This is a genomic window from Deltaproteobacteria bacterium, from assembly GCA_018668695.1.
Lineage (GTDB): Bacteria > Myxococcota > XYA12-FULL-58-9 > XYA12-FULL-58-9 > JABJBS01 > JABJBS01.
Window position 1 is genome coordinate 1 of record JABJBS010000417.1, and the last position, 22405, is coordinate 22405.

At 50.4% G+C, this 22405-nt stretch carries 19 protein-coding genes; 1 reads left to right on the forward strand and 18 read right to left on the reverse strand.

What is annotated here, in order from left to right:
- The 14 genes from HOK28_24625 to HOK28_24690 form a co-directional block, all read right to left on the reverse strand.
- Positions 1 to 515: ABC transporter substrate-binding protein (locus HOK28_24625; protein MBT6436297.1), on the reverse strand; the 515-nt coding region annotated here is incomplete at its 3' end.
- A 10-nt stretch (positions 516 to 525) separates the two neighbouring features.
- Entirely contained in the window at positions 526 to 1914 is a 1389-nt protein-coding gene (locus HOK28_24630) for a TRAP transporter large permease subunit (GenBank protein ID MBT6436298.1), read from the reverse strand.
- Positions 1907 to 2443, reverse strand: coding sequence for a TRAP transporter small permease subunit (locus tag HOK28_24635; protein ID MBT6436299.1), 537 nt, complete (start codon positions 2441 to 2443; stop codon positions 1907 to 1909). The genes HOK28_24630 and HOK28_24635 overlap by 8 nt, the downstream gene beginning before the upstream one ends.
- A gap of 167 nt (positions 2444 to 2610) precedes the next feature.
- On the reverse strand, positions 2611 to 3156 hold the full coding sequence (gene ilvN / locus HOK28_24640) for an acetolactate synthase small subunit (protein MBT6436300.1): 546 nt from the start codon (positions 3154 to 3156) through the stop codon (positions 2611 to 2613).
- Positions 3156 to 4991 carry a biosynthetic-type acetolactate synthase large subunit gene (gene ilvB / locus HOK28_24645; protein ID MBT6436301.1) on the reverse strand — a complete coding sequence of 612 codons (1836 nt, stop codon included), beginning with the start codon at positions 4989 to 4991 and terminating at the stop codon, positions 3156 to 3158. Before ilvB ends, ilvN begins: the two co-directional genes overlap by 1 nt.
- 8 nt (positions 4992 to 4999) lie before the next feature.
- Complete coding sequence (leuD, locus tag HOK28_24650) at positions 5000 to 5608, reverse strand: 3-isopropylmalate dehydratase small subunit (GenBank protein MBT6436302.1); 609 nt, start codon at positions 5606 to 5608, stop codon at positions 5000 to 5002.
- Position 5609: 1 nt separating this feature from the next.
- Positions 5610 to 7013, reverse strand: a complete 1404-nt coding sequence (gene leuC, locus HOK28_24655; GenBank protein ID MBT6436303.1) for a 3-isopropylmalate dehydratase large subunit — start codon at positions 7011 to 7013, stop codon at positions 5610 to 5612.
- A 15-nt stretch (positions 7014 to 7028) separates the two neighbouring features.
- Positions 7029 to 8846 carry an NAD-dependent malic enzyme gene (locus tag HOK28_24660; protein ID MBT6436304.1) on the reverse strand — a complete coding sequence of 606 codons (1818 nt, stop codon included), beginning with the start codon at positions 8844 to 8846 and terminating at the stop codon, positions 7029 to 7031.
- A 1-nt stretch (position 8847) separates the two neighbouring features.
- Positions 8848 to 9957 (reverse strand): 3-isopropylmalate dehydrogenase, encoded by a 1110-nt coding sequence (gene leuB, locus HOK28_24665; GenBank protein MBT6436305.1) that lies wholly within the window; start codon positions 9955 to 9957, stop codon positions 8848 to 8850.
- 1 nt (position 9958) lies between these two features.
- On the reverse strand, positions 9959 to 11521 hold the full coding sequence (locus tag HOK28_24670; protein MBT6436306.1) for a 2-isopropylmalate synthase: 1563 nt from the start codon (positions 11519 to 11521) through the stop codon (positions 9959 to 9961).
- 22 nt (positions 11522 to 11543) lie between these two features.
- Positions 11544 to 13151, reverse strand: a complete 1608-nt coding sequence (locus tag HOK28_24675) for a citramalate synthase (protein ID MBT6436307.1) — start codon at positions 13149 to 13151, stop codon at positions 11544 to 11546.
- 54 nt (positions 13152 to 13205) lie between these two features.
- Complete coding sequence (gene ilvC / locus HOK28_24680) at positions 13206 to 14192, reverse strand: ketol-acid reductoisomerase (protein ID MBT6436308.1); 987 nt, start codon at positions 14190 to 14192, stop codon at positions 13206 to 13208.
- A 465-nt stretch (positions 14193 to 14657) separates the two neighbouring features.
- The gene (ilvD, locus tag HOK28_24685) at positions 14658 to 16328 is read right to left on the reverse strand and encodes a dihydroxy-acid dehydratase (GenBank protein MBT6436309.1); all 1671 of its coding nucleotides are present in this window, start codon (positions 16326 to 16328) and stop codon (positions 14658 to 14660) included.
- Positions 16328 to 17161, reverse strand: a complete 834-nt coding sequence (locus tag HOK28_24690) for a GGDEF domain-containing protein (protein MBT6436310.1) — start codon at positions 17159 to 17161, stop codon at positions 16328 to 16330. Before HOK28_24690 ends, ilvD begins: the two co-directional genes overlap by 1 nt.
- Positions 17162 to 17668: 507 nt before the next feature.
- On the opposite strand from HOK28_24690, the gene HOK28_24695 reads away from it, so the two are divergent.
- Positions 17669 to 18853, forward strand: a complete 1185-nt coding sequence (locus HOK28_24695; protein MBT6436311.1) for a urate hydroxylase PuuD — start codon at positions 17669 to 17671, stop codon at positions 18851 to 18853.
- Here the strand turns inward: HOK28_24695 and HOK28_24700 are convergent.
- From HOK28_24700 to alc, 4 genes are read right to left on the reverse strand one after another with little or no spacing between them, the layout of a single operon-like run.
- Positions 18850 to 20310 (reverse strand): phosphoenolpyruvate kinase, encoded by a 1461-nt coding sequence (locus tag HOK28_24700; GenBank protein MBT6436312.1) that lies wholly within the window; start codon positions 20308 to 20310, stop codon positions 18850 to 18852. The genes HOK28_24695 and HOK28_24700 overlap by 4 nt on opposite strands.
- A gap of 1 nt (position 20311) precedes the next feature.
- Positions 20312 to 20665 (reverse strand): hydroxyisourate hydrolase, encoded by a 354-nt coding sequence (gene uraH / locus HOK28_24705; GenBank protein MBT6436313.1) that lies wholly within the window; start codon positions 20663 to 20665, stop codon positions 20312 to 20314.
- Positions 20662 to 21165 (reverse strand): 2-oxo-4-hydroxy-4-carboxy-5-ureidoimidazoline decarboxylase, encoded by a 504-nt coding sequence (uraD, locus tag HOK28_24710; protein ID MBT6436314.1) that lies wholly within the window; start codon positions 21163 to 21165, stop codon positions 20662 to 20664. Before uraD ends, uraH begins: the two co-directional genes overlap by 4 nt.
- The gene (alc, locus tag HOK28_24715; GenBank protein MBT6436315.1) at positions 21165 to 22196 is read right to left on the reverse strand and encodes an allantoicase; all 1032 of its coding nucleotides are present in this window, start codon (positions 22194 to 22196) and stop codon (positions 21165 to 21167) included. The genes uraD and alc overlap by 1 nt, the downstream gene beginning before the upstream one ends.
- Between the last annotated feature and the right edge of the window lie 209 nt (positions 22197 to 22405).

The window sequence follows — 22405 nt, forward strand, 5'->3', positions numbered from 1 at the left end:
ATTTCTTTATTGAACCAGCCGCCCATTTGAACGCCCGAGTTACCAGCGGCCAGAGGCTCTAAACCAAACTTGCCGTAAAGCTCTCTCCACAATTCAAGCCCACCGCCATAATGCAGCCAGCCGTTCATCTCTTGTGCAGTGAAGCCAAAAGGTACCGTGGTGAAAAATTGAGCTTCTGGAATCTTACCTTTCCAGTAGTACGCACCGCCATGACCAAGCTCTGCGGTGCCTCGTGAGACCGTGTCAAAAACTTCCATCGCCGGAACGAGTTCACCCGCTCCATAAACACGAACTTTCAAGCGACCGTTACTCATGGCCTCAACATTCTTCGCGAAGCGCTCAGGCGCTGTTCCCAGAACCGGGAAATTCTTAGGCCACGTGGTAACCATTTTCCATTTGAATGTCTTTTGAGGAGCGGCTTCAACACCCTCAGCCGAAGTGGTTTGTTTCGGCGCGCATCCTGCGGCCAAGAGCCATACAACTAAAAGAGCCAGAGTAGAGACCTGTCGAAGCATGTCTTCGTCCTTATTTATAAAGCTGCTGAGGCAGCCAAGTGGTTAATTCGGGCCATAAAGATAACGCTACGAGTAGCAGAATTTGCATCGCAACATAAGGCACCACACCTTTGTAAATTGCCGAGGTGGGTACACTCTCGGGCGCTACGCCTCGCAGATAGAAAAGCGCAAAACCAAACGGTGGTGTTAAAAATGAGGTCTGAAGATTCACGGCAATCATCACGCCAAGCCAAACCGGATCAAGCCCCATTCCCAGGAGTACCGGTGCAACGATAGGAACCACTACAAAAGTGATTTCAATAAAGTCTAAGATGAATCCCAAGAAGAAGATCACCACCATTACCGCGAGGGTGGCTCCAAACACATCTTCTGGACCTTGGGTAAAAAGCTCTTGAATCAGCTCGTCACCGCCAAAGCCCCGAAAGACCAGTGAAAAAATAGCCGCGCCAACCAGAATCAAAAAGACCATGGAGGTAACGCTCATCGTATCCATCAACACCTGATGTAAGCGCTCCTTGGTGAGCTGCTTTTGAATCGCAGCCAAGCACATCGCGCCAAAGGACCCAACACCCGCTGCTTCAGTGGGCGTTGCAACTCCCAGCAAAATTGAACCTAGGACAGCCATGATAAGAAGTAACGGTGGCACCAGACCTCGAAGCATCTGCTGGGCAAAGCTCTGATCTTCTTTGCCCTCCATGATCTCTTCACGGCTCACACTGGGCGCAAGCTCAGGCTTCAAAGTTGCGAGAACGAAAATATAAATGATGTAGAACACGACCAATATAAGGCCGGGAATCATGGCTCCGGCGAAAAGGTCCCCGACCGAAACAGTTTTGGGCGAGTAAACACCCATATTAAGCTGAGCTTGCTGATAAGCGCTCGAGAGAACATCCCCCAGCAGAACCAAAGCAATCGAGGGAGGTATAATCTGACCCAAAGTACCCGTTGCACATATGGTTCCCGTGGCGAAGGCAGGATGATAGCCGCGCTTAAGCATAGTCGGCAAAGACAACACGCCCATGGTCACGACGGTTGCGCCCACAATGCCAGTGCTTGCGGCAAGCAACATACCCACCAACGTTACAGAGATGCCCAGCCCTCCTCGCAGACGACCCAGTAAAAGTGCCATCGCGTCGAGGAGATCTTCAGCCACCCGAGTTTTCTCAAGCATAACCCCCATGAGAATGAAGAGAGGCACTGCAATCAGAGTTTGATTACTCATAATACCGTTGAGACGGCTCGGTGTTGCTAAGATAAATGCTTCGTCAAAAGTGCCGGTGGCTATGCCAATGCCAGCGAAAATAAGCGCGGTCCCCCCAAGCGAGAAAGCAACAGGGTATCCAAGCATCAATACGATGCATACGCAGCCAAACATAACGAGAGGGATAAACTCAATCATGCTCATCCCCCTCACCAGCGGTCCAGCCAGCAATGACTGAAACCGAGCGCAGACATTCGGCAAAACCCTGCAGAAGAATCGTTCCGGTCATCATTAAAATAAGCGACTTGAGTAGAAATACGCCTGGAATTCCTCCGGCCTCAGCAGAAGTCTCGCGAATCGCCCAAGATGCCAGAACGTAGTCCCAGCTCACCCAAGTGATAAAGATGCAAACAGGAGCCAAGAGGAACAAAAACCCAAAGCAATTCACCAGAGCTTGTCCGCGTGGGGAGAAATTACGGTAGAAGACATCCACTCGCACATGACCGTCTTTTTGTAGGGTGTAAGACATACCCAACATGAAAATGATGGCGTGCAAATAGAGAACGGTTTCCTGCATAGCTATCCAGCCAATATCGAAACCGTATCGCAGAAATACGACGGTGACCGTCACCAACATCATCGCCAAACCGAGCCAGCTCAAAGCACTGCCCATCCGCTGCGTAAAACGGTCGATGGCTTTAATTATTGTCTCAATCGTCGTTCTCATCCCAACACCAATCGCAGACGAGATACTCCATTGTCTCCAAAGCTACAACTGGATAAAGAAAGACCAATGGATTTAGGCCATTAGAGAAGGCAAGTGCCCTACCAGAGGGGCCAGAAAGACCGCCTCGTGATAGGAAAACTGTCGAATTGAAGAGGATTTAGAGAAGCTTAAACTTCTGGCTGAGCGTAGCGTGTGGTGGGAAATCTCGCTGAGGATGAACGCTCCAAAACGATTGCACCGGTTCGAATGATGTCCATGACGCCGAATTGCGCTTCAAGCTCCATCGTAATCACGTTGAGTTCGTTGCGTGTTCCAACCACTTGATAGGTAACACTCGTTGGACCTTCATCCACGCGCTGACCCATCAAAGAGGACATCATAACTGCCAATTCGCCCCGCTTATGCTCTGGGCAACTTAAGCGAATCACTGCCAATTCACTCTCAACCACGCACTCGGTTGGGTATTCTCGAGCATCAATAACATCTACCAGCTTCTTGAGCTGACCAATGATGAGCTGGAGGGTTCGAGTATCTCCCTTGGCAACAATCGTACAACGTGAAAGCTGCCCATCAGGATCTGGCGAGACGGACAAGCTATCAATGTTCCACCCGCGTCTCGAGAACACCAAGACCAAGCGATTCAACACACCGGCTTTGTTGGCAACATAAAGACTGATGGTATGAGTTCGCATCACTACTTCTAAATTACTCATCAGGTACTCCCTTCCGGCTTCTCAAGTTTCCCTACAGGTGGTCCAAGCAGCATATCTTTCAAGGCTGCGCCGGCCGGAATCATAGGATAAACGTTATCACCGCTTGCAACTTCAGCATGGATAAGAACAGGGCCTTCGTTGTAATCGAGTGCCTCCTTCATCTTTTCCTGAAGCTCTTCTGGGTTGGAAATACGGACCCCCTTCACACCGTAGCCTTCTGCAACTTTGCAAAAGTCAGGGTTACCGTTCATTTCAACGCCCGAAAGGCGGTTGTCGTAGAACAGGTGTTGCCACTGGCGAACCATACCCAAATACTTATTATCCAGAATGACGATTTTGATAGGCAATTTATGAATCGCCGCTGTTGCCAGCTCAGGCAGAGTCATCTGAAACCCACCGTCACCGCAAATTGCAGCCACCGTAGCGCTTGGACGAGCGAGCTGTGCTCCAATGGCGGCCGGAAAACCGTAACCCATCGTGCCTGCCCCACCAGAAGATAACCAAGAATCGGCATAATCGCATTTGAAGAATTGAGCGGCCCACATCTGGTGTTGCCCAACGTCAGTTGAAACAATTGCTTTACCTTGCGTCTGCTTGAAAAGCTCGTCAATGACCGCTTGGGCACGCAACGGCCCATCTGATTCATATCCAAGCGGAAATGCTTCCTTCCAATCTTGAATCTGGTCTATCCACGCTTCAGTTTTACCCGGAACGCATTCTTCAAGCAGGCACTCCATCACAGCGCGAGCATCACCAACAACAGAAACATCCGGGACAACCATTTTGCCCATCTCTGCCGGATCGATGTCGATGTGAATCTTCACAGCGTCGGTGCAAAACTCGCTAAGCTTACCTACAATGCGGTCATCCCAGCGAGAACCAACACTCATGATGAGGTCACAATCTACAACCGCTTTATTCGCATAAGCGGTTCCATGCATTCCCAACATACCTACCGAGAGTTTGTGGGTTTCAGGAAAACAACCTTTTCCTAAAAGTGTGTTCGTAACCGGAACACCCATCTTTTCAACAAAAGACATGAGGACCTTGCCTGCCCCTGAAATCATCGCACCATGACCAACAAGCAAAAGAGGCTTCTTAGCTTCTTGAAATGCTCGAGAGATTTTCTTTACACCATCCATGTCAACGTTTGACGATACTGTGTAACCAGGAAGGTCGAACTGCGGATTGTAGTTCGGGACGAACTTAGCTGACGAGATATCTTTCGGGACATCAATCAGTACAACACCTGGGCGGCCCGACTCTGCGATATGAAATGCCTCTTTGATGATTCGCGGCATCTCGCGAACATCTTTCACAAGGTAACTGTGCTTCACGATAGGCATCGTTACACCCATCACATCAGCTTCCTGAAATGCATCCAGTCCAAGGTTTGCAGTAATGGTTTGTCCTGTGATGACGACCATCGGTACTGAATCCATTTGAGCTGTAAGAATTCCGGATACCGTATTCGTTGCTCCCGGTCCGGAAGTAACCAAAACAACACCAGCTTTACCCGTCACACGTGCATAGCCATCGGCCATGTGTGTTCCGCCTTGCTCGTGGCGACATAAAACCAATTCAATTGGCGAATCGAGAATGGCATCAAAGATAGGAATGTTGGCACCACCTGGGTAACCAAAAACCATAGGCACGCCATGTTGCTGAAAACATTCAATCAGAGCTTCAGCACCCGTGACTTCGTCTTCGTCAACCCAACCCGTTGCATCGGGTTCGTTGTAAACCGAGACCTGCTCGGTTCGAAATTTTGTACTGGTGATTTGGTCATCATCAGTCTCTGAAGGCGGCGGCACCAATTCCAATCTGCGCGGCATTTGTGAATTCATGATCTGGCCCATCCTGTATACGGGAGTTGTTCAAAAACTTGTTTCGTTTGATTTTCGCCATCTAGGAGCATTGCGAGCGGGTCCCATTCCCCAGCTAAAAATGCATCCTTGGCAGTTTGCGGTAAAGACATCGAGTACTTGGATTTCCCAATTTGAACCGTGCCCTCTTCCAACTGAATCACCACTCCGATTTCAGGATCAGCTTCTACGGCCTTAGCAATTTCTTGCCGGTCTTCACGACTGACCGATACGCAAAGCATTCCAAGCGTAACAGAATTACCAAAAAATATCTCTGCAAAACTCTCGGCAATCACCGCTTTAAAACCTGCTCGAACCAAAGCTTGTGGTGCGTGCTCTCTAGAAGAACCACAACCGAAGTTGCTACCGCTAACCATCACCGATGACCCAGTAAATTTCGTATCATTCAACGGGTGTGACTTGGCCTTACCCTCTGAATCAAATCGCTCATCATAAAAAACAGTCTCTCCGAGACCATCGAATGTGACGCAGCGAAGAAACCTGGCAGGAGTGATTCTGTCGGTATCAATGTCATCGCCCGGCACATGAACTGCTGAGCCTTTAACTTCTTTAATGACTTGTCCCATCTTAACCCTCCCCTCTCATCGAAAATACATCTCGTACATCTGCAACCTTACCAGCAATAGCGGAAGCTGCAACCGATGCGGGGCTCATCAATACGGTTCTTCCGGTTGTACTGCCCTGACGTCCTTTAAAATTCCGATTACTCGACGAGACACAGAGCTGATCACCCTCGAGTTTGTCCGGATTCATTGCCAAACACATCGAGCAGCCCGGTTTTCTCCATTCAAACCCCGCACCTACGATAATGTCGACAAGGCCTTCTTTTTCAGCCTCTTGAGCAATTAGGTGAGAACCTGGAACCACAAGTGCCTTGACCCGTTCGTGAACCTTATGGCCTTCGACCAGCCGAGCCACTTCACGAATATCGCTTAAGCGCCCATTGGTGCAGCTGCCGATAAACGCAACATCCACCGGAGTTCCGGTAAGCGGGTTGCCATCTTTCAAAGCCATGTACTCCAGCGCCTCTTGGTGGGTGCTGTTATCCGGCAAAACTGGGATGGATTCCTGAATACCGATTGCTTGTCCTGGGTTGATTCCCCAGGTCACAGTAGGCGTAATCTCCTCACCGGCAAATGTAACTCGGTCGTCAAACTCAGCGTCTGGCCCGGAGGCCAAGCTGTCCCAATAGCTGCACGCCTTGTCCCAATCGTCTCCCGATGGCGAAAACTGACGTTCTTTAAGGTAGTCGTAGGTTTTTTGGTCTGGGTTACAGTAACCAACCCGTGCACCACCCTCGATGGCCATGTTGCAAACGGTCATACGCTCATCCATGCTCATCGAATCGATGACAGCGCCGCAAAACTCATAGGCATAACCAGCGCCGCCATTGACACCAAGCTCCCGGATAACATGTAAAATCACGTCCTTGGCGTAAACACCTGGGTTCAGTGAACCCGTGATTTCCACTCGGCGTACCTTCAAGGGCGACATCGCTAAAGTTTGGGTGGCCAACACATCTCTCACCGTGCTCGTACCAATACCAAAAGCGATGGAGCCAAATGCACCATGCGTTGAGGTGTGAGAATCACCGCAACAGATGGTCATTCCTGGCTGAGTCAGCCCCTGCTCTGGTCCCACGACATGAACGATACCTTGTTTACCGCTATCCATATCGAAGTATTCGATACCAAAGTCTTCGGTATTCTTTTGAAGCGCCACTATCATTTCTTCAGCAAGGCTATCCTTAAAAGGACGGGCCTGGTCGTGCGTGGGGATGATATGGTCAACCGTAGCAAACGTACGGTTTGGGTACTTCACGGGTAAGTTAAGCTCACGCAACATCCCAAAGGCCTGCGGACTTGTCACTTCATGAATGAGGTGGAGGCCTATAAAGAGCTGTGTACGACCATCACTCAGTGTTCGTACGGTATGGGCCTGCCAGACTTTCTCAAAAAGATTCTTTGTCATGTTACTCACGCTTCCCTAGAACTTTCGTCCACCCTCATTCGCCAAACGTACCGGCAAATAATCCGGTCTCCATGTGCGGTCTTCAACGTACTTCTCAATAGCCTCGTCTTGCACTTTATCGACAGTAGCCACACCGTCAACGAAAGCTCGGCGCATGACGGAAACCGCCACTGCTTTACTGGCATCCTTTAACCGGCTCAATTCAGGAAAAAGTCGTTCTTCTTCCCCGTAATGTAGCTCGGTAAATTCTGCCAAAGCGTATGCTGCTTCCCAAACCATATCGTCACTGATGTAGGTTGCGCCGCTTAGAACAGTTCCCACTCCAACGCCGGGGAAAATAAATGCGTTATTTCCCTGATTCGCAAAATAGGTTTTCCCTGAAAGCTTAACATCGTCAAACGGACTGCCTGTCGCCACCAAAGCTTGTCCATCTGTCCAGCTAAGGAAGTCTTCCGGAGTGCCTTCGCTCAGCATCGTCGGGTTTGACAATGCAAACACGATAGGACGGGTTGTATTCTTTGAAACGGCATCCACCCATTCACGTGTGAATGACCCGGGCTGACCGCTGAGTCCCAAAAGGCCGGTAACGCCTGCTTGCTCAATGGTTTCTAAAACCGTAGGACTACTTCCCTCAATGTCCCAATCAGCAAAGTCGGAAGCCTTGCGAGCGAATGGCTTTTTATACTCAACCAAGTCTCGGTCATCACGAAGTACGCCTCGTGAATCGTATACAAACAAACGCTGCATGGCTTCATCGTGAGTGAGGCCCTCTCGCTTAAGAGCCTCTCTGATAGCCCATGCAACCCCGATACCACCGGCTCCTGCACCGTAGACCAAGAACTTCTGGTCAGTGATTTTTTCGCCCTTGAGGCGGCAAGCCCGTAAAACACCCGCAAGTGCCACAGCACCCGTTCCTTGGATGTCGTCGTTAAAGGATGCCACTTTATCACGGTAGCGATGCAACACATGGAACGCCGCTTCCTTGGAAAGGTCCTCCCACTGAATCACAACCCGTGGCATTTTCTTTACAACACCGCTTACAAATTGGTCGATGAAATCGATGTAACTATCACCATGCATTCGAGTCTGGCGCGCACCAACATAGAGTGGGTCATCCAGTAAATGTTGCGTATCGGTTCCAACATCAAGACACACCGGCATACTGTGAAAAGGACTAATGCCTCCGCCCACGGTGTAGAGTGCGAGCTTGCCTATCGAAATTGCTAAACCACCGTAGCCCTGATCGCCGATACCTAGAATTGCCGATGAATCGGTCGCCACGATAAGCCGCGTATCCGTCAACGGATAATCTTCAAGCATCTGGTCGATGGCATCAATGTTATCCGGCGAGACCGATAGGCCGCGAGGGTTTTCATAAAGCTTACTGAAGTTGGCCACAGCATCGCCAACTGTAGGCGTATAGATGACCGGCATCATCTCTTCGAGATGCTTAGCAACCAATGCGTAAAATAGAATTTCATGCCGCTCTTGTAGCCCGCGCAAAAACTGATAACGCGCCAATGGGTCTGCTTGACGGCAATAACCATTGTATGCCCGCTCAATCTGTTCTTCCTGCGTGCAAACCTGCGAAGGCAAAAGGCCCTCAAGCCCAAGACTTCGGCGTTCTTCACGTGTGAACGCTGTGCCCTTATTGGTTAATACCAAACGCAAGAGCGCGATACCCCGGACAAAGCTAACCATATACGGTGAGCCATCTTCATCCTGGCAAATGTCGAAGTAAGTACATACTGGTTTCGGATCAGGAACAAGTTCCAGTGAGCGAAATTCAGTTTGACCGTCTTTAGGCTTCTTTACAGCTTTAGCACCCGTCATATTAAGCGCATTCCTTTCGAGAACCCGTCAGTGTCTTTACTTGATGACCAACAGCTGCACCCATTTCTTCGGTGCCGACCATGCGTTCGTGCTCTTCGCCCGATGCGATATCACCTGTGCGAAGACCTTGCGCTAAAACCGCTTCAACCGCATCGTCGACCAAGCATCCAAGATCGGGACGTTGTGCCGAATGCGTTAGAAGCATTGAGACAGAAAGAATCGTAGCCAAAGGGTTTGCCTTACCCTGACCGGCAATATCCGGCGCCGTCCCATGAACGGGCTCGTAGATACCGGGGCCATCACCCAATGAAGCTGAGGGTAGCATTCCAAGAGAACCTGTCAGTGCGGCTGATGCATCACTCAAAATATCCCCAAAGATATTACCCGTCACCAAGACATCGAATTGAGCTGGATTGGTCACCATTTGCATCGCACAGTTATCAACATACATGTGCGAGAGCTCTACCTCAGGATACTCCTTGGACAGATCTGTCATGACCTCACGCCATAACCTCTGCACTTCGAGAACATTCGCTTTATCTACGCTCAAGAGCTTTTTCTCTCGGCCCATAGCGGTCTCAAATGCCACACGACCAATTCGGCGAATTTCGTCTTCGTGGTAAATCATCGTGTTGCTACCCACACGGCCTGTGTCGGTTTCAACAATGCCGCGCGGCTCACCAAAGTAGATACCGCCAATCAGTTCGCGAACGGTTACAAAGTCCACATCCGATGTAAGGTCTGGTCGAAGCGGGCTCGCACCGCAAAGGCTGTCAAAAAAACGAGCCGGTCGCAGATTTGCATAGACCTCTAAAGAACCCCGCAAACTCAATAGGCCACGCTCTGGTCGCATGGCGCCAGTGAGTTCATCCCACTTCGGTCCGCCCACGGCACCTAGCAAAACAGCATCGCTTGCCTTTACCAGCCGCTCACATGAGTCAGGAAATGGATTGTTGGAGGAATCTATCGCAGCACCGCCAAAGTCAGCATGTTCAGTCTCGAAGGAAAAGTCGGTTTCTTGCGCCAACACATCCAGGACTTTTAAGGCCTCTTGAGTAACCTCCGGACCAATGCCATCACCGCTTAATACTGCCAGCTTTAGAGTGCTCATTTCAGGAAGCCTCTCTCTTCTTATCAGCTGCTTGAGCTGAGACTTTAGGGTTATCACGGCGCCACGCTGCACGGTTTAAAGCGCTTACGAAAGCCTCTGCACTTGCAACAACAACATCCGTGTCGGTGCTCTGACCTTGAAAATGCTCACCATCAGAATCGATCCGAACATTTACACGACCTTGGGCATCAGACCCGCCTGTGATGGCTGAGATCGAATAATCAAGTAAGGTCACGTTATCGAGGCCAGCACAGCGCTTCACCGCTTCAAGCGCAGCATTCACCGGACCATCGCCTGAAGAGTGTGCACTCACCTCAGCGCCATTTACATTCATCGTCACGGTTGCGCCGGGCTCCACTGAACTTCCGCCGTTAAATTCCACCGAAGTCAGCTCATAATATGCCTCGACCGCTGTGGCTGAAGAGCCTACCAACGTGTGCAAATCTTCGTCGTAAATATTCTTTTTACGATCAGCCAAATCTTTGAAGTCTTTAAAGACAACTTTAAGCTCAGCGTCTGTAAGGCGGTAACCCAAAGTCTCCAGACGGTCGCGTAAAGCGTGACGCCCTGAATGCTTTCCAAGAACCAAGTTAGACTCGCTGATGCCAACGCTCTCTGGTGTCATGATTTCATAGGTACTTCGCTCTTCGAGAACACCATGCTGATGGATTCCGGCCTCATGAGCGAAAGCATTTCTACCAACAATCGCTTTATTAGGCTGGACCACCATACCAGTGACTTCACTTACCAGGCGGCTAACACTGGTTAGCTGAGTGGCGTCGACCCGCGTTTGAACGTTCATGATGTCCGCACGTGTTCGAAGACTCATTACAATCTCTTCGAGCGCAGCATTACCAGCACGCTCACCCAGGCCATTGATACAACACTCAACTTGGCGAGCACCTGCCTTGACCGCTGCCAAGGAATTGGCAACCGCTAGACCAAGGTCGTTGTGACAATGCGCTGAAACAATCGCTTCTGTTCCCTCGGTAACTTTAACGACCTCACCAATCATGTGCTGAAACTCTTCAGGCATGGTGTACCCAACCGTGTCCGGTACATTAAGAACAGTTGCCCCATTCTCAATCGCACACGCCATGGCTTCCTTTAGAAAACCGATGTCTGTTCGTGACGCATCCTCTGCAGAGAACTCTACCCGCTCACAAAGCGAGCGGCACATTCCCACGCCATACTTAATTTGTTCCAAGACCTCTTCACGGGTCATCTTCAACTTGTATTGCAAGTGAATATCGCTGGTTGCGATAAAAACATGAAAACGTGGCTTCTTAGCAAACTTTAAGGCTTCTTCCGCGGCGCGGATATCATTTTCCCGCGTTCGACAAAGGCCCGCAATCTCGGCGTTCACCGCAATTTGACTCAGCGCCTGCACCGAGCGGATTTCACCCGGACTTGCCGCTGGAAAACCTGCTTCAATAACATCGACTCCCATTGCGTCTAACTTACGCGCAATACGGATTTTTTCATCCTGAGTCATTGTAGCGCCTGGTGACTGCTCACCGTCGCGCAATGTAGTATCGAAAATTCGTACGAAATCTTGTGACATTAGATTATCCCTTTAACTCGGTTCAAGCTGTCGCTTTGACGCGCTGAACCTGAGCCCCCACTTTCATCAATTTATATTCAAAGGTATCCACAATAGCTTGACGGCTGGCTTCGACCACACTGGTGCTAACACCAACCGTACCCCAGACATCTCGTCCATCCGTCGCGCGAATCAAAACGCGAACAGTCGAGGCGAAACCCATTCCCTTGTTTAAAATACGAACTTTGTAATCAGTAAGTTTAACGTTGGCCAGTTCCGGATAACGTTTACCCAGCGGCTCTCTCAGCGCAGTTGCAATTGCGTGAACCGGACCGTTTCCTTCTGCCTCAGACTCATAGGCCTGTGAACCAATGGTCACTTTTAAGCTCGCTCGTGAACTACCAGGAGTTTGTTCCTCAGTCGTTAAAGCGTCCATCGCCGTCGTAACCTGCGTTTCACCCAGCTCGAAATAACGCTCTCGTGTTCCTCGGGCTTCATGCATCAATAAAAGCAGCGATGCTTCAGCACCCTCGAACTGATACCCGTCGTATTCCAGACTTTTAATCCGCTCTAAAACCTTTCGTGTCCAAGGGTCGTTAGGGTCAAGCTCTACGCCGAACTCACGCGCCTTAAAAATGATTGTAGAAAAGCCAGATAAATCTGAGGCTAAAATACGTCTGCGGTTACCAACATCGTGAGGCTGAACGTGCTCATAAGTTCCAGGGTCTTTCATCACTGCGTTGATGTGAACACCGCCCTTGTGTGAGAAAGCCCGGCGCCCAACATAAGGCTGTTGAGGCTGAGGGATGTAGTTGGTGATCTCGTCAACCGTGCGTGCTAGCTGGGTAAGCCGTGGCATTCGGCTCTCAGGAACACACCCGTAACCCATCTTGAGTTGCAAATTCGGAATCACGGTAACCAAATCAGCGTTACCACAACGTTCACCGTAGCCGTTCACGGTTCCTTGAACCATGGTCGCGCCAGACTGGACAGCAGCCAGGGAGTTTGCAACGGCAAGCCCTGCATCGTTGTGGGTATGAATACCAACCTTAGCTTCGAATCGCTCCGAAACGAGGCTGGTCAACCGAGAGATCTCCGCCGGCAGGCTTCCGCCGTTGGTATCACAAAGCACTAAAAAATCTGCGCCGCCCTGACTCGCGGCCTCGAGGACCTTCATCACATACTCTTCGTCTTCAGCCGCACCATCGAAAAAATGCTCGGCATCAAAGATGACTTCATCAACACGTGACTTTAAGTAACGAACGGTGTCGTGTACCAATTCAAGATTAACCTCAGGTTCCACACCCAATGCGGTGGTAGCCTGATACTTAGACGATTTACCAAAGATAGTGACGACAGGAGTATCCGCTTTAACCAAAGCCTGCACGCTGCTGTCTTCGTCACAAGTCAGCGTTGCTCGCCGAGTTGCGCCAAATGCAGCAATCCGTGCATGGCTCAGGTTAAGCGAACGAACTTCCTTGAAGAAAGCCTCATCACGCGGGTTAGAACCTGGCCAGCCACCCTCGATATAGGTAATCCCAAAATCGTCGAGTAACTCGGTAAGCATTAGCTTCTCAGGAACGGATACCTGAAAATCTTCTGACTGTGTTCCATCCCGCAATGTGGTGTCGTAAACGTATACTTTCTTCATGTGATCCCTCGGCTGAGTCCTGGAAAGGACGCCGCCCCCCATCTTTAATCTCAATTAGTTCTTGCGCTTAAACAGTGCACGTACTTGACGGCCAACCACTTCAATCGGGTGCTTGCTCTCTTCTTCACGAAGGCGATTAAGCTCTGGCATGCCTGACTCATATTCAGCCATCCAGTTCTTCGCGAATGTACCGTCTTGAACTTCTGTAAGAGCGCTCTTCATCGCTTTACGTGTGTCGTCTGTTACAATCTTTGGTCCAACCATACGGCCACCGTATTCAGCGGTATTCGAGACAACGTCCCACATACGCTCCAGGCCTCCTTCATAAATCAGGTCTACAATGAGTTTCATTTCGTGCAAGCACTCAAAGTAAGCCATCTCTGGTGGATAACCTGCCTCAACCAACGTCTCAAAACCGGCCTTAATAAGCTCCGCTGTGCCTCCGCAAAGAACAGCCTGCTCACCGAAAAGGTCTTCATAGGTCTCATCTGCAAATGTACATTCAAGTACACCTGAACGTGTGCAACCCAGTGCATGTGCCAACGCCATTGCCTTGTCTCGTGCTTTACCCGAGGCATCTTGCTCAACAGCCACGAGGCCAGGAACACCAAAACCTTCGAGGTATGCTTTACGCTCTTCTGTACCTGGTGCTTTAGGGGCAACCAAAATGCAGTCTACGTCTTCTGGTGGAGTGACATATCCAAAAAGAACATTGAAACCATGCGAGAACGAAAGCGTCTTGCCTGCAGTAACGTGGCGGGCAATGTACTTTTGATAAACTTTGCTCTGAACCTCATCAGGGATCAGAATGTGGATGACCTCAGCAGCTTTGGCCGCCTCTTCGATGGTAGCAACCGGCAGACCATCTTCTTGTGCCAATTTCCATGAAGCTCCATCTTCGCGAACACCAACAGTTACATTGAGGCCTGAGTCTTTGAAACACTGAGCCTGTGCGCGCCCTTGAGCACCATAGCCAATTACTGCGATCGGCGTATCCTTAAGCGCGTCAATCGAAGTTTCATCTGCTGTTGTTACTTTCATTTTCTTTTCCTTTTTCTTTCTAAATCCCCAAAAAAAAAGGCCGACCAACTCGGTTCTGAGTGGGTCGGCCTACGGGGTGATTCTTTTCGGTTAGTTACCTCAAAGCACCTCGTAGGCCACATCTGAGCAAAATAATAATGCTACCGAGGAGGCCTAGGAGATTGAGGCTGACGACAGTTCTGCGGACGACGAGACCAGAAACTCCACCGACTGCAGGGTGAACTGCGCTTCCGGTGTTATGTGCAAAATGAGATTGCATGAGCCTCTTATCCGTTGTCTGTCTGCAGGTCTTTCTGCGACTTAGAGGAAGCCTAAGCCGCGATTTTTCCACGGTCAAGATAAAAATCACTGCAATGCGTCAATCATTACAAAAACTTTCCCTCACCGACGATCTCCTACATCTGACTACCTATTGAACGTCAATGAACCTGAACCAGCACCATGGACAACCCACGAGCCGAATCATTATCGACCTTTGCCAGAATAAAGCGAAGGAAAGCCGGTAACAGCCCCTTCTGACGCGGATGCCACGGTATGGATGTACTTTGCCATGGCGCCCTGGTGGTAGCGAGGCTCAGGTGCAGTCCACTCTTGTTCCCGTTCACTGAGATCGGCCAAGACGTCCAACGTACGTTTTTCAACGTCGATTCGGATTGTGTCGCCCTCTCGCACATGCGCGATGGGGCCGCCCACAGCAGCCTCCGGCGATACGTGGCCAATCACAAAGCCGTGACTCGCACCGCTGAATCGGCCATCCGTCAATAGAGCCACATCACCAAGAATTCCGTGGCCCGCGAGAGCGGCAGTTACGGCAAGCATTTCTCGCATACCCGGGCCGCCCTTGGGGCCCTCATAGCGAATCACGATGACATCCCCAGCTTTAATATCGCCGGACTGAACTGCCTCAAACGCCAACTCTTCCTTATCGAAAACTCGTGCCGGCCCCTCGTGAAGTGCTCTTTCGGAACCACAAAGTTTAATAACGCAGCCCTCTGGTGCAAGGCTGCCTCGGAGAATAGCCAAACCACCACGTGGTTTCACCGGTTCTTGAACCGGCATCAAGACTTCCTGGCCGGGATTTTCATGCGCTGACTCAGCCTCCGCGCTTAACGATAAACCCGTGACCGTCTGTTCGTCAGTCATCAAGCCGGCGTCTAGAAGTCTCTTACAGACCAAGCGCACGCCCCCAGCCGCTTCCATATCTGGTGCGGTGAAACGACCCGTTGGCTTCAAGTCAGCGATGATTGGCGTTTTCGCCATCACTTCATCAATCACGTCGATGGCAAACTCAATTTCAAGCTCACGCGCAATCGCCAATAAGTGGAGTACAGAGTTGGTTGAGCCACCCGTGGCGGCTGTTGCAGCAATAGCATTGCGAAGAGACTGCTCTGTAATGATATCGCGTGGACGACGATTGTGCTTATGAGCATCCATTACCAAGCGACCCACGTCGTAGGCCACCTGCTCTTTTCGGGGATCTACAGCCGGGACGTCATTGGCGCCCATCGGTGAAATTCCCATGGCCGTAAGCGCTGTTGCCATGGTGTTGGCGGTAAATTGACCACCACATGCACCGGCTCCAGGACACGCCTTCGACTCTAGGATTCGGAGTTCACCTTCAGTGATGCTTCCTGCAGCACAAGCACCGACTGCCTCAAACACATCTTGAATCGTCACATCAATTTCTTTGTGGCGCCCAGGCATAATCGAACCACCGTAGAGTGCTACGGATGGCAGGTTAAGCCTTGCTAAACCCATCACAACACCAGGAATCGTTTTATCGCAGCCACTCAAACCGACGACAGCGTCAAACATATGACCCCGCACGGCAAGCTCTAAGGAATCCGCAACCACTTCACGGCTCATCAAAGAGGCTTTCATGCCTTCTGTGCCCATACTGATACCATCAGAGACCACAATCGTGTTGAACTCGACAGGGGTACCACCAGCATCACGGATGCCGCGCTTCACGTGCTCCGCCAGCTTATTCAGGTGCATATTGCAGGGCGTAACTTCGGTCCAAGTATTGACCACCGCTACGAAGGGTTTTTCCAGGTCCTCGTCGGTGAGCCCGGTTGCTTTTAACATTGCACGAGCCGGCGCTCGCGATACATCTGCTTTGTTATTGATACTCATTACTTATCCCAAATAAATTCGTGTTTCCTATCTCGAAACGAAACACGGAGCCTATCCAACAATGCCAACCCGGGAACTCCCGGTAACACGTCAGAATCCACACGTTCCCAGCGAATTTGAGGCCATGCCACAGGCGGTACGTACATAGCAACTGTCTGAAAGATATCTATAACAGAAGCCGAGAGTCGCGCTGCTGCATCCGCTGGTGGTCGCACTTTCCCGCGCCTCGAAACCTTATCTTCATACATGCGTTGGTCTGCTAGCTCACAGAGCCCGCCAACCGTTACATGACCTTCGCCAGTGGTTGCCGCTCCCATGCTTAAGCGCAATGCCACTGGGAAATCTCCCTCATCGGGGCGGCAATGGTGGGCCAGACGCTCCATCAATTCCAAGCATGCAGTATGAGAACAATTGGGCAAGATAATCATGAATTCGTCGCCGCCCACTCGGCAGCAGGTGTCACCGTCTCGCAGGGCATCTTGCATTCGCGTGGCGAAGTGAACCAAGGCTCTGTCCCCTTCTGCATGGCCATAATCGTCATTAAGAAGTTTCAAATGGTCCATATCCAGAACCACGACGCTTAACGGCTTATCGGGTTCACGCTCAGCTGAAGCCATGGCCTCACTCAAACGCTGCTCGAAGTAACGCCGGTTTGGCAGACCTGTGAGAGCGTCAATATATGCTATATTTCGAATTTCACGCAGCTCCGAGACTTCGCGCTTGAGCCTCGAGATTTCACCAAGGAGTTCGTCCACGCGAAACGACCCTGTGATACTGTTATCATCTGATTGCGTTTTCATCATGCCCGCGACGTTTGGGTTGGAATCGGCCACAGGTCCCTCCAGGTCCGGTTCCCAAATTGAGAAAGCAACTTTCGCTACTTCCCCCCACTCTTCGAAGCTTGAGCCTACTGCCCGTGTCGCAGCGCGTCAACAGCTTAGTTTCGATAATATTGTGATTAGCTAAAAGAGTTGTAAAGCGGATCGGCCCTGGTATCGTAACAGAAGAAACCGGCTCACCAATCCTCTTGGTGGAATACAAAAGACCATTTTATAAGTATTTTCGTATAATTAGGGGCCTTGTGCTACCGCCACGTTCTAAACGCCGTCACCAAACCGTGCCATCAAACCGGCCTGACCACTTTTAAGTGCCCTCATACCGTTACCCAGCTACTTGTCAGCCGGGCCCTGAACCATGATTTTTCTACACTCCACTCATTTTGAGATAAACAAGATGGCTCGTAAGGGTTGTGCACTCGACATATTCGCCGCAATCTCGTATAGTACGCGTCCGCGTTTTTTCCGGAAAACGAATGGCTCAATAGCGTTGGAGTGTTGCTCATGGATCCTTATATTGCCGATTGGCTCAATCTTGTATTTCGGTGGATTCATATAATCGCAGGCGCAGCCTGGATTGGGGCATCCTTTTACTTCAACTGGCTCAACAACAGTATCCGCCCTCCAGAAGAAGCCACGCCGGGAATTGCCGGCAATCTCATCGCTGTTCATGGCGGCGCCTTTTATGAGGTTCGTAAATACAGCGGTGCTCCCCATAAACTTCCTAAAACGCTTCATTGGTTTAAGTGGGAAGCCTATCTTACTTGGCTCAGCGGCTTTCTTCTGCTTTTGGTCGTCTACTACCTCAACGCCGATGTTTACATGGTAGACAAAGACGTAGCCAACATCACCGCCAATACGGCTCGTATCGTCGGTATTTCCAGCCTCGTCGGTGGTTGGTTCGTGTATGACCTACTTTGTAAAACACCACTGGTTGAACGCACCACTTGGTTTGCTCTCATCGGTTTTGGCCTGATGACCCTAAGCGCTTACACCCTCTGTAACCTTTTGGGCAGCCGAGCTGCCTACATTCACGTTGGCGCGATGATGGGTACGATGATGGCTGGCAACGTATTTTTTAATATCATCCCCAATCAAAAGCTCATGGTTGATGCACTGCTTGCGGGAAGAGCACCCGAACTCAAAAAGGGAAAAGAGGGAGCACTTCGCTCACTCCACAACAATTACCTTACCCTGCCCGTCCTCTTCATTATGATCAGCAATCACTTCCCCATGACCTACGGGCACGAATCAAATTGGGCAGTCCTCGCCGCACTTGCGCTGATTGGAGCCGGTACGCGCCATTATTTTAACCTCGTCGGACAAGGTGAAAAGAAGGTCTGGATTCTTCCAGTTGCCGCGCTGGCTATGGTCGCCCTAGCACTCGTAACCAGACCCGTTACGCCGGAACCGATCCCGGGAATCACTGCAAATTTCTCAGAGGCTCAAGCCATCATTCAAACCCGGTGTTTACCCTGCCATGCAACAGAGCCAACACATCCGGCCTTTCCTGAACCACCCCTGGGAATCGTTTACGACACCCCCGAAGACATCAAACGTTATGTTGATAAAATTCTAACGGTGGCGGTCCACAATAAGACCATGCCGTTAGGGAATTTAACCAAAATGACGGATGAAGAGCGGGCAAAGCTCGGCGCCTGGATAAGCGCCGGAGCTTCGTTAGATTAAGCTGAGATTCGCTTACGACGGGCTTCCAAGATTCTGCCGAAAGAGCGCATCTGAATCTCTTCCTGCGTGAGCCCCGTAACCGCCAGCTCATCAAGGGAGACGGCGCCACAATTGAGCGCTCGTAAAAAGTAATTCAAGAGACCTTGACCAGTCGCCGCATCATCAAAAACATCCCCAACCAAAGTGGCCTGGGCCGCTTTGGAGACGAAGTTACTTAAACGCTCAGCCGCGGCGTTAAATCCCTCAAGAAAAAACGAATAACAGGCAGCATAACGCACAGGCAGTTGCCCCGGGTGTAAATCCCATCCTTGATAGATTCCGTTTTCCAAGGAGTGACGGGTATGTTCAAAAGCAAGCTTCCATGCTTGATGAACGACGGTCCGGTTTGCTGCTTGCTCTTCTGCATTCAGTTCAGAACCTTTCGCAGCTTTATGAGGCCCTACTGGCATCACATTCGTAGCGCCATCACTCAAGAAAATCCCTGTACCTCCATAGGCATTGATCATCATGCTTCGAGCAAAATCACAGGCTGCATGGTCCATCGTTTGGTAGGCAGCCGTGATTGAGCACGAGGCCGTATAATCATAAGTGCCAAAATGCGCAGCGACGCAGCGGCCCTCAGCAGCATTAAAAAGTACTGGTAGGTGAGCGCGGCCCGTTGAATTAAACAGAGACTGAGTAACCTCTACCATCAGCTCAAGCTTTAAACTGCCATCTGATAGTCCTAAGCGGTGCTCGAGAACTTCAAACATACGTACGAGAGCAGTCACCTGTTCTGGAATCGTTACCTTAGGTAGAGTCACAACGAAGTTTTCAGGCAGTTTCCCACCCGTTGCCTCGATCAAAGTGCTTACGAAAATATCGAGAGTCCGCACGGCGCGATGTGTCAGTTCTTCGGTCAGCGTTTTGATTCGAATTCCGATAAAAGGAGGCGCTGTGTTTTCAGCCATTGCTCTTGCAAGTTCGCTGGCTGTTCGCAATGCCTCTGCATCCTCCTCATCATCGCTTCGAGTACCATAACCATCTTCAAAATCAATTCGGTAGTCTTCAACTGCTTCTTGCTTAATCTTATTTTCAACGCGTTCATAGACAGTTTGGGCGAGCCATGCACCAAAACAACTTTCACGCAGAGCATCAGGCGCTTGCGCATAGGTCTTCTCAAACTCTTTAAGCTCTTGAGCCGTAGTGTCCAAAGCTTCATGCCCCTGAAGTTCAAGAGCTTTGGCGAAAGTAAATGCATCCGGAGCATCTTTCTTAAAGGCACGCATGGCCAGCTCACCAAGCTTGCTTGTTGTCTCGGCCTTATAAAGCTGGGCGCCACCGTACACGCTGTGAACAGGTTGCCGGTGGGGACTGTCTCCCGGAAATCGTCTCATGAAAATTTTATTAGCCCGGCTCAAATCAGCAAGAGCCGAAGACGTTTCCTGGGCTAAGTTACTCGTTATTGTATCTGTCATTTTAGCTGCCTCGGTAGGTCGAAAAACCGTAAGGGTTAAGAAGTAGCGGCACATGGTAATGCTCTTGTGCGTTCTTCACCTCAAACACGATAGATGCCTCAGGATAAAAGGCTTCGCGCCCCTCTTCTTTAAAGTATGCACCTATCGCAAAATGAATGCGGTAAGTTCCTTCAACCAATTTCTCGCTGCTCATCAGATCGGCCACTCGGCCATCAGCATCAGTGACACCTTGGCCAATAGACTCCCAACTTTCAGTTTCACCGGTGCTTGATTTACGTTCCAAGCTCACCGTCACACCGGTCGCTGGTCGACCGATAGAGGTATCTAAAATATGGGTCGTTATAGGACTACTCATAATACAATCTTCTCCAGTCTGAGCTGCGTTATCTTTGCTTGCTCATTGGCTGCTATCTTTAGCTCTGCGTCAATTTCGTTATTCATGCGCGATTCCAAAATTGCCAACATTTCAGCCGCGCTTTTTCCAGTGGCACATACTATAAATATGTGGCCGTATCGGGTCTCGTACCTCTTATTGGCATCACGCAATGCTATCAGAGTCGACTCCGAGGCGGAGGCGACACTTGATTGCTCGGCCTCTGATAAGCCCGCCGTCTTAGAAAACTTTTTACGTAAAGCATCCAGATCTGCGCCAATTCTGGGGTGATGCTCAAAGGCCTCTAAGATGTCAGCTCGGTCCATTTTCGACCAGACAGTCTGCGCCGCTGTATTCAGCGCCCCACGATTCTGATAAGGCCGCGCCAAAAGCACACCCGCCACCCAACGCTTAGCGCCACAACACTTGGCTAAAACCTCACGCGCGTCGGTTTCGCTTAACGCATTCAAACCTTCAGTCATCAGTCGCTGACCTTACCATAGGCTCTGAATCTGCTGATTCCGCCATCTGGGTAAATATTAAGTCGTAAATGTGTCACGGTGCCGAGATCGATAAGCTCGTCTTGGACGAAGCGCCGGTCGTCGGCTTCTAATTTTAGAGGTTCTAAAATGGGCTTCCAGTCGGCAGTGAGTAAATCTGTCACACGCTCACCTGGAGCATGAATTGCCTCAATCATGCATGTATCGGGGTAATTGCCCTTGTAGTGATGCGTGCTTATTTCCATCCAGTGGATCTCTCCTGGATGACTAAGCCTGATAAGAACCCAATCAAAACCCGGACCTCTCCGGCGCCGAGTTTCCCAACCTTCGCCCATGTTGGCAGCTCGCCCTGGCAATATAAGGTTGTTCATTGAACTGAAGAACATATCGCTGCAGGCCAGCGCCAAACCACCATGGCGAGCCGCAACCAAATCGACCTCACCTGGTTTGCGTCGGCCTTTAATTTCTTCATCTAAGTCGTCGGTGGAATCACTCCAGTCGGTATGAACGTCTCCAAAAACACGAAACCTCGCCACTCCACCATCTGGGAAAATATTGAGTCGAACGTGAGTGGCAACCTCTTCACTTTGTACTGAAAACAAGTTTTGGGAACCTGCCCGCAAAGCCGATTGTGTGAGTATTTCTTTCCAAACCGCCTTCTCAATGCCCTCACCGGGTGCGAGAGTAGCCACTTCAACCGATGCATAGGGCGCATGATTTCCAAGAAAATGATTGGTGTCGATATCTAGGCCACGGATGATTCCAGGGACCCCAAGCTCAAGTATGCACCAGTCGTACCCTGGTCCTCGTTTGCGTCGGCTCTCCCAACCATCCATCCATTTTCCGCGGTCGGTGTAGCGATCGGGATCAAAAATTCCACGACCCGGTTTAACCAAATTACTGGCTTCGGCGAAGAACTCATCGTTGGTCGCGAGGGCTCGGCCGCCCATAGACTCACCCAGTAAATCTAATAAACCTGAAAATGTTGCGGTACCTGAATCGGCCTGGCTCATGCGTTTGCTCCCGAGAAATCTCACAAATATTTTAAATATATTAACCGCTCAAGACAACAAGGCGGCCGGCCATTTAAGCCTATTCGCAAGGAAAGTTCAATCTTTTGTTATGTGAGGATAAGAAATACGCAGAAGAGGACCTCTGGCAAACTCGGGAATTTGTTGCCAGAAGCCCTCTTCTACGCTGAGCTCCCCCAAGCTCAATTTCA

Excerpts from the sequence above, each read along its gene's own strand:
- HOK28_24695 (MBT6436311.1), top strand. The coding sequence starts at position 17,669 with ATGGATCCTTATATTGCCGATTGGCTCAATCTTGTATTTCGGTGGATT.
- leuB (MBT6436305.1), bottom strand. The coding sequence starts at position 9,957 with ATGAGCACTCTAAAGCTGGCAGTATTAAGCGGTGATGGCATTGGTCCG.
- ilvN (MBT6436300.1), bottom strand. The coding sequence starts at position 3,156 with ATGAGTAATTTAGAAGTAGTGATGCGAACTCATACCATCAGTCTTTAT.
- uraD (MBT6436314.1), bottom strand. The coding sequence starts at position 21,165 with ATGACTGAAGGTTTGAATGCGTTAAGCGAAACCGACGCGCGTGAGGTT.
- ilvC (MBT6436308.1), bottom strand. The coding sequence starts at position 14,192 with ATGAAAGTAACAACAGCAGATGAAACTTCGATTGACGCGCTTAAGGAT.
- leuC (MBT6436303.1), bottom strand. The coding sequence starts at position 7,013 with ATGACAAAGAATCTTTTTGAGAAAGTCTGGCAGGCCCATACCGTACGA.
- HOK28_24670 (MBT6436306.1), bottom strand. The coding sequence starts at position 11,521 with ATGTCACAAGATTTCGTACGAATTTTCGATACTACATTGCGCGACGGT.
- HOK28_24635 (MBT6436299.1), bottom strand. The coding sequence starts at position 2,443 with ATGAGAACGACGATTGAGACAATAATTAAAGCCATCGACCGTTTTACG.
- ilvD (MBT6436309.1), bottom strand. The coding sequence starts at position 16,328 with ATGAGTATCAATAACAAAGCAGATGTATCGCGAGCGCCGGCTCGTGCA.
- HOK28_24630 (MBT6436298.1), bottom strand. The coding sequence starts at position 1,914 with ATGATTGAGTTTATCCCTCTCGTTATGTTTGGCTGCGTATGCATCGTA.
- HOK28_24660 (MBT6436304.1), bottom strand. The coding sequence starts at position 8,846 with ATGACGGGTGCTAAAGCTGTAAAGAAGCCTAAAGACGGTCAAACTGAA.
- uraH (MBT6436313.1), bottom strand. The coding sequence starts at position 20,665 with ATGAGTAGTCCTATAACGACCCATATTTTAGATACCTCTATCGGTCGA.
- HOK28_24675 (MBT6436307.1), bottom strand. The coding sequence starts at position 13,151 with ATGAAGAAAGTATACGTTTACGACACCACATTGCGGGATGGAACACAG.
- HOK28_24700 (MBT6436312.1), bottom strand. The coding sequence starts at position 20,310 with ATGACAGATACAATAACGAGTAACTTAGCCCAGGAAACGTCTTCGGCT.
- alc (MBT6436315.1), bottom strand. The coding sequence starts at position 22,196 with ATGAGCCAGGCCGATTCAGGTACCGCAACATTTTCAGGTTTATTAGAT.
- ilvB (MBT6436301.1), bottom strand. The coding sequence starts at position 4,991 with ATGCCGCGCAGATTGGAATTGGTGCCGCCGCCTTCAGAGACTGATGAT.
- leuD (MBT6436302.1), bottom strand. The coding sequence starts at position 5,608 with ATGGGACAAGTCATTAAAGAAGTTAAAGGCTCAGCAGTTCATGTGCCG.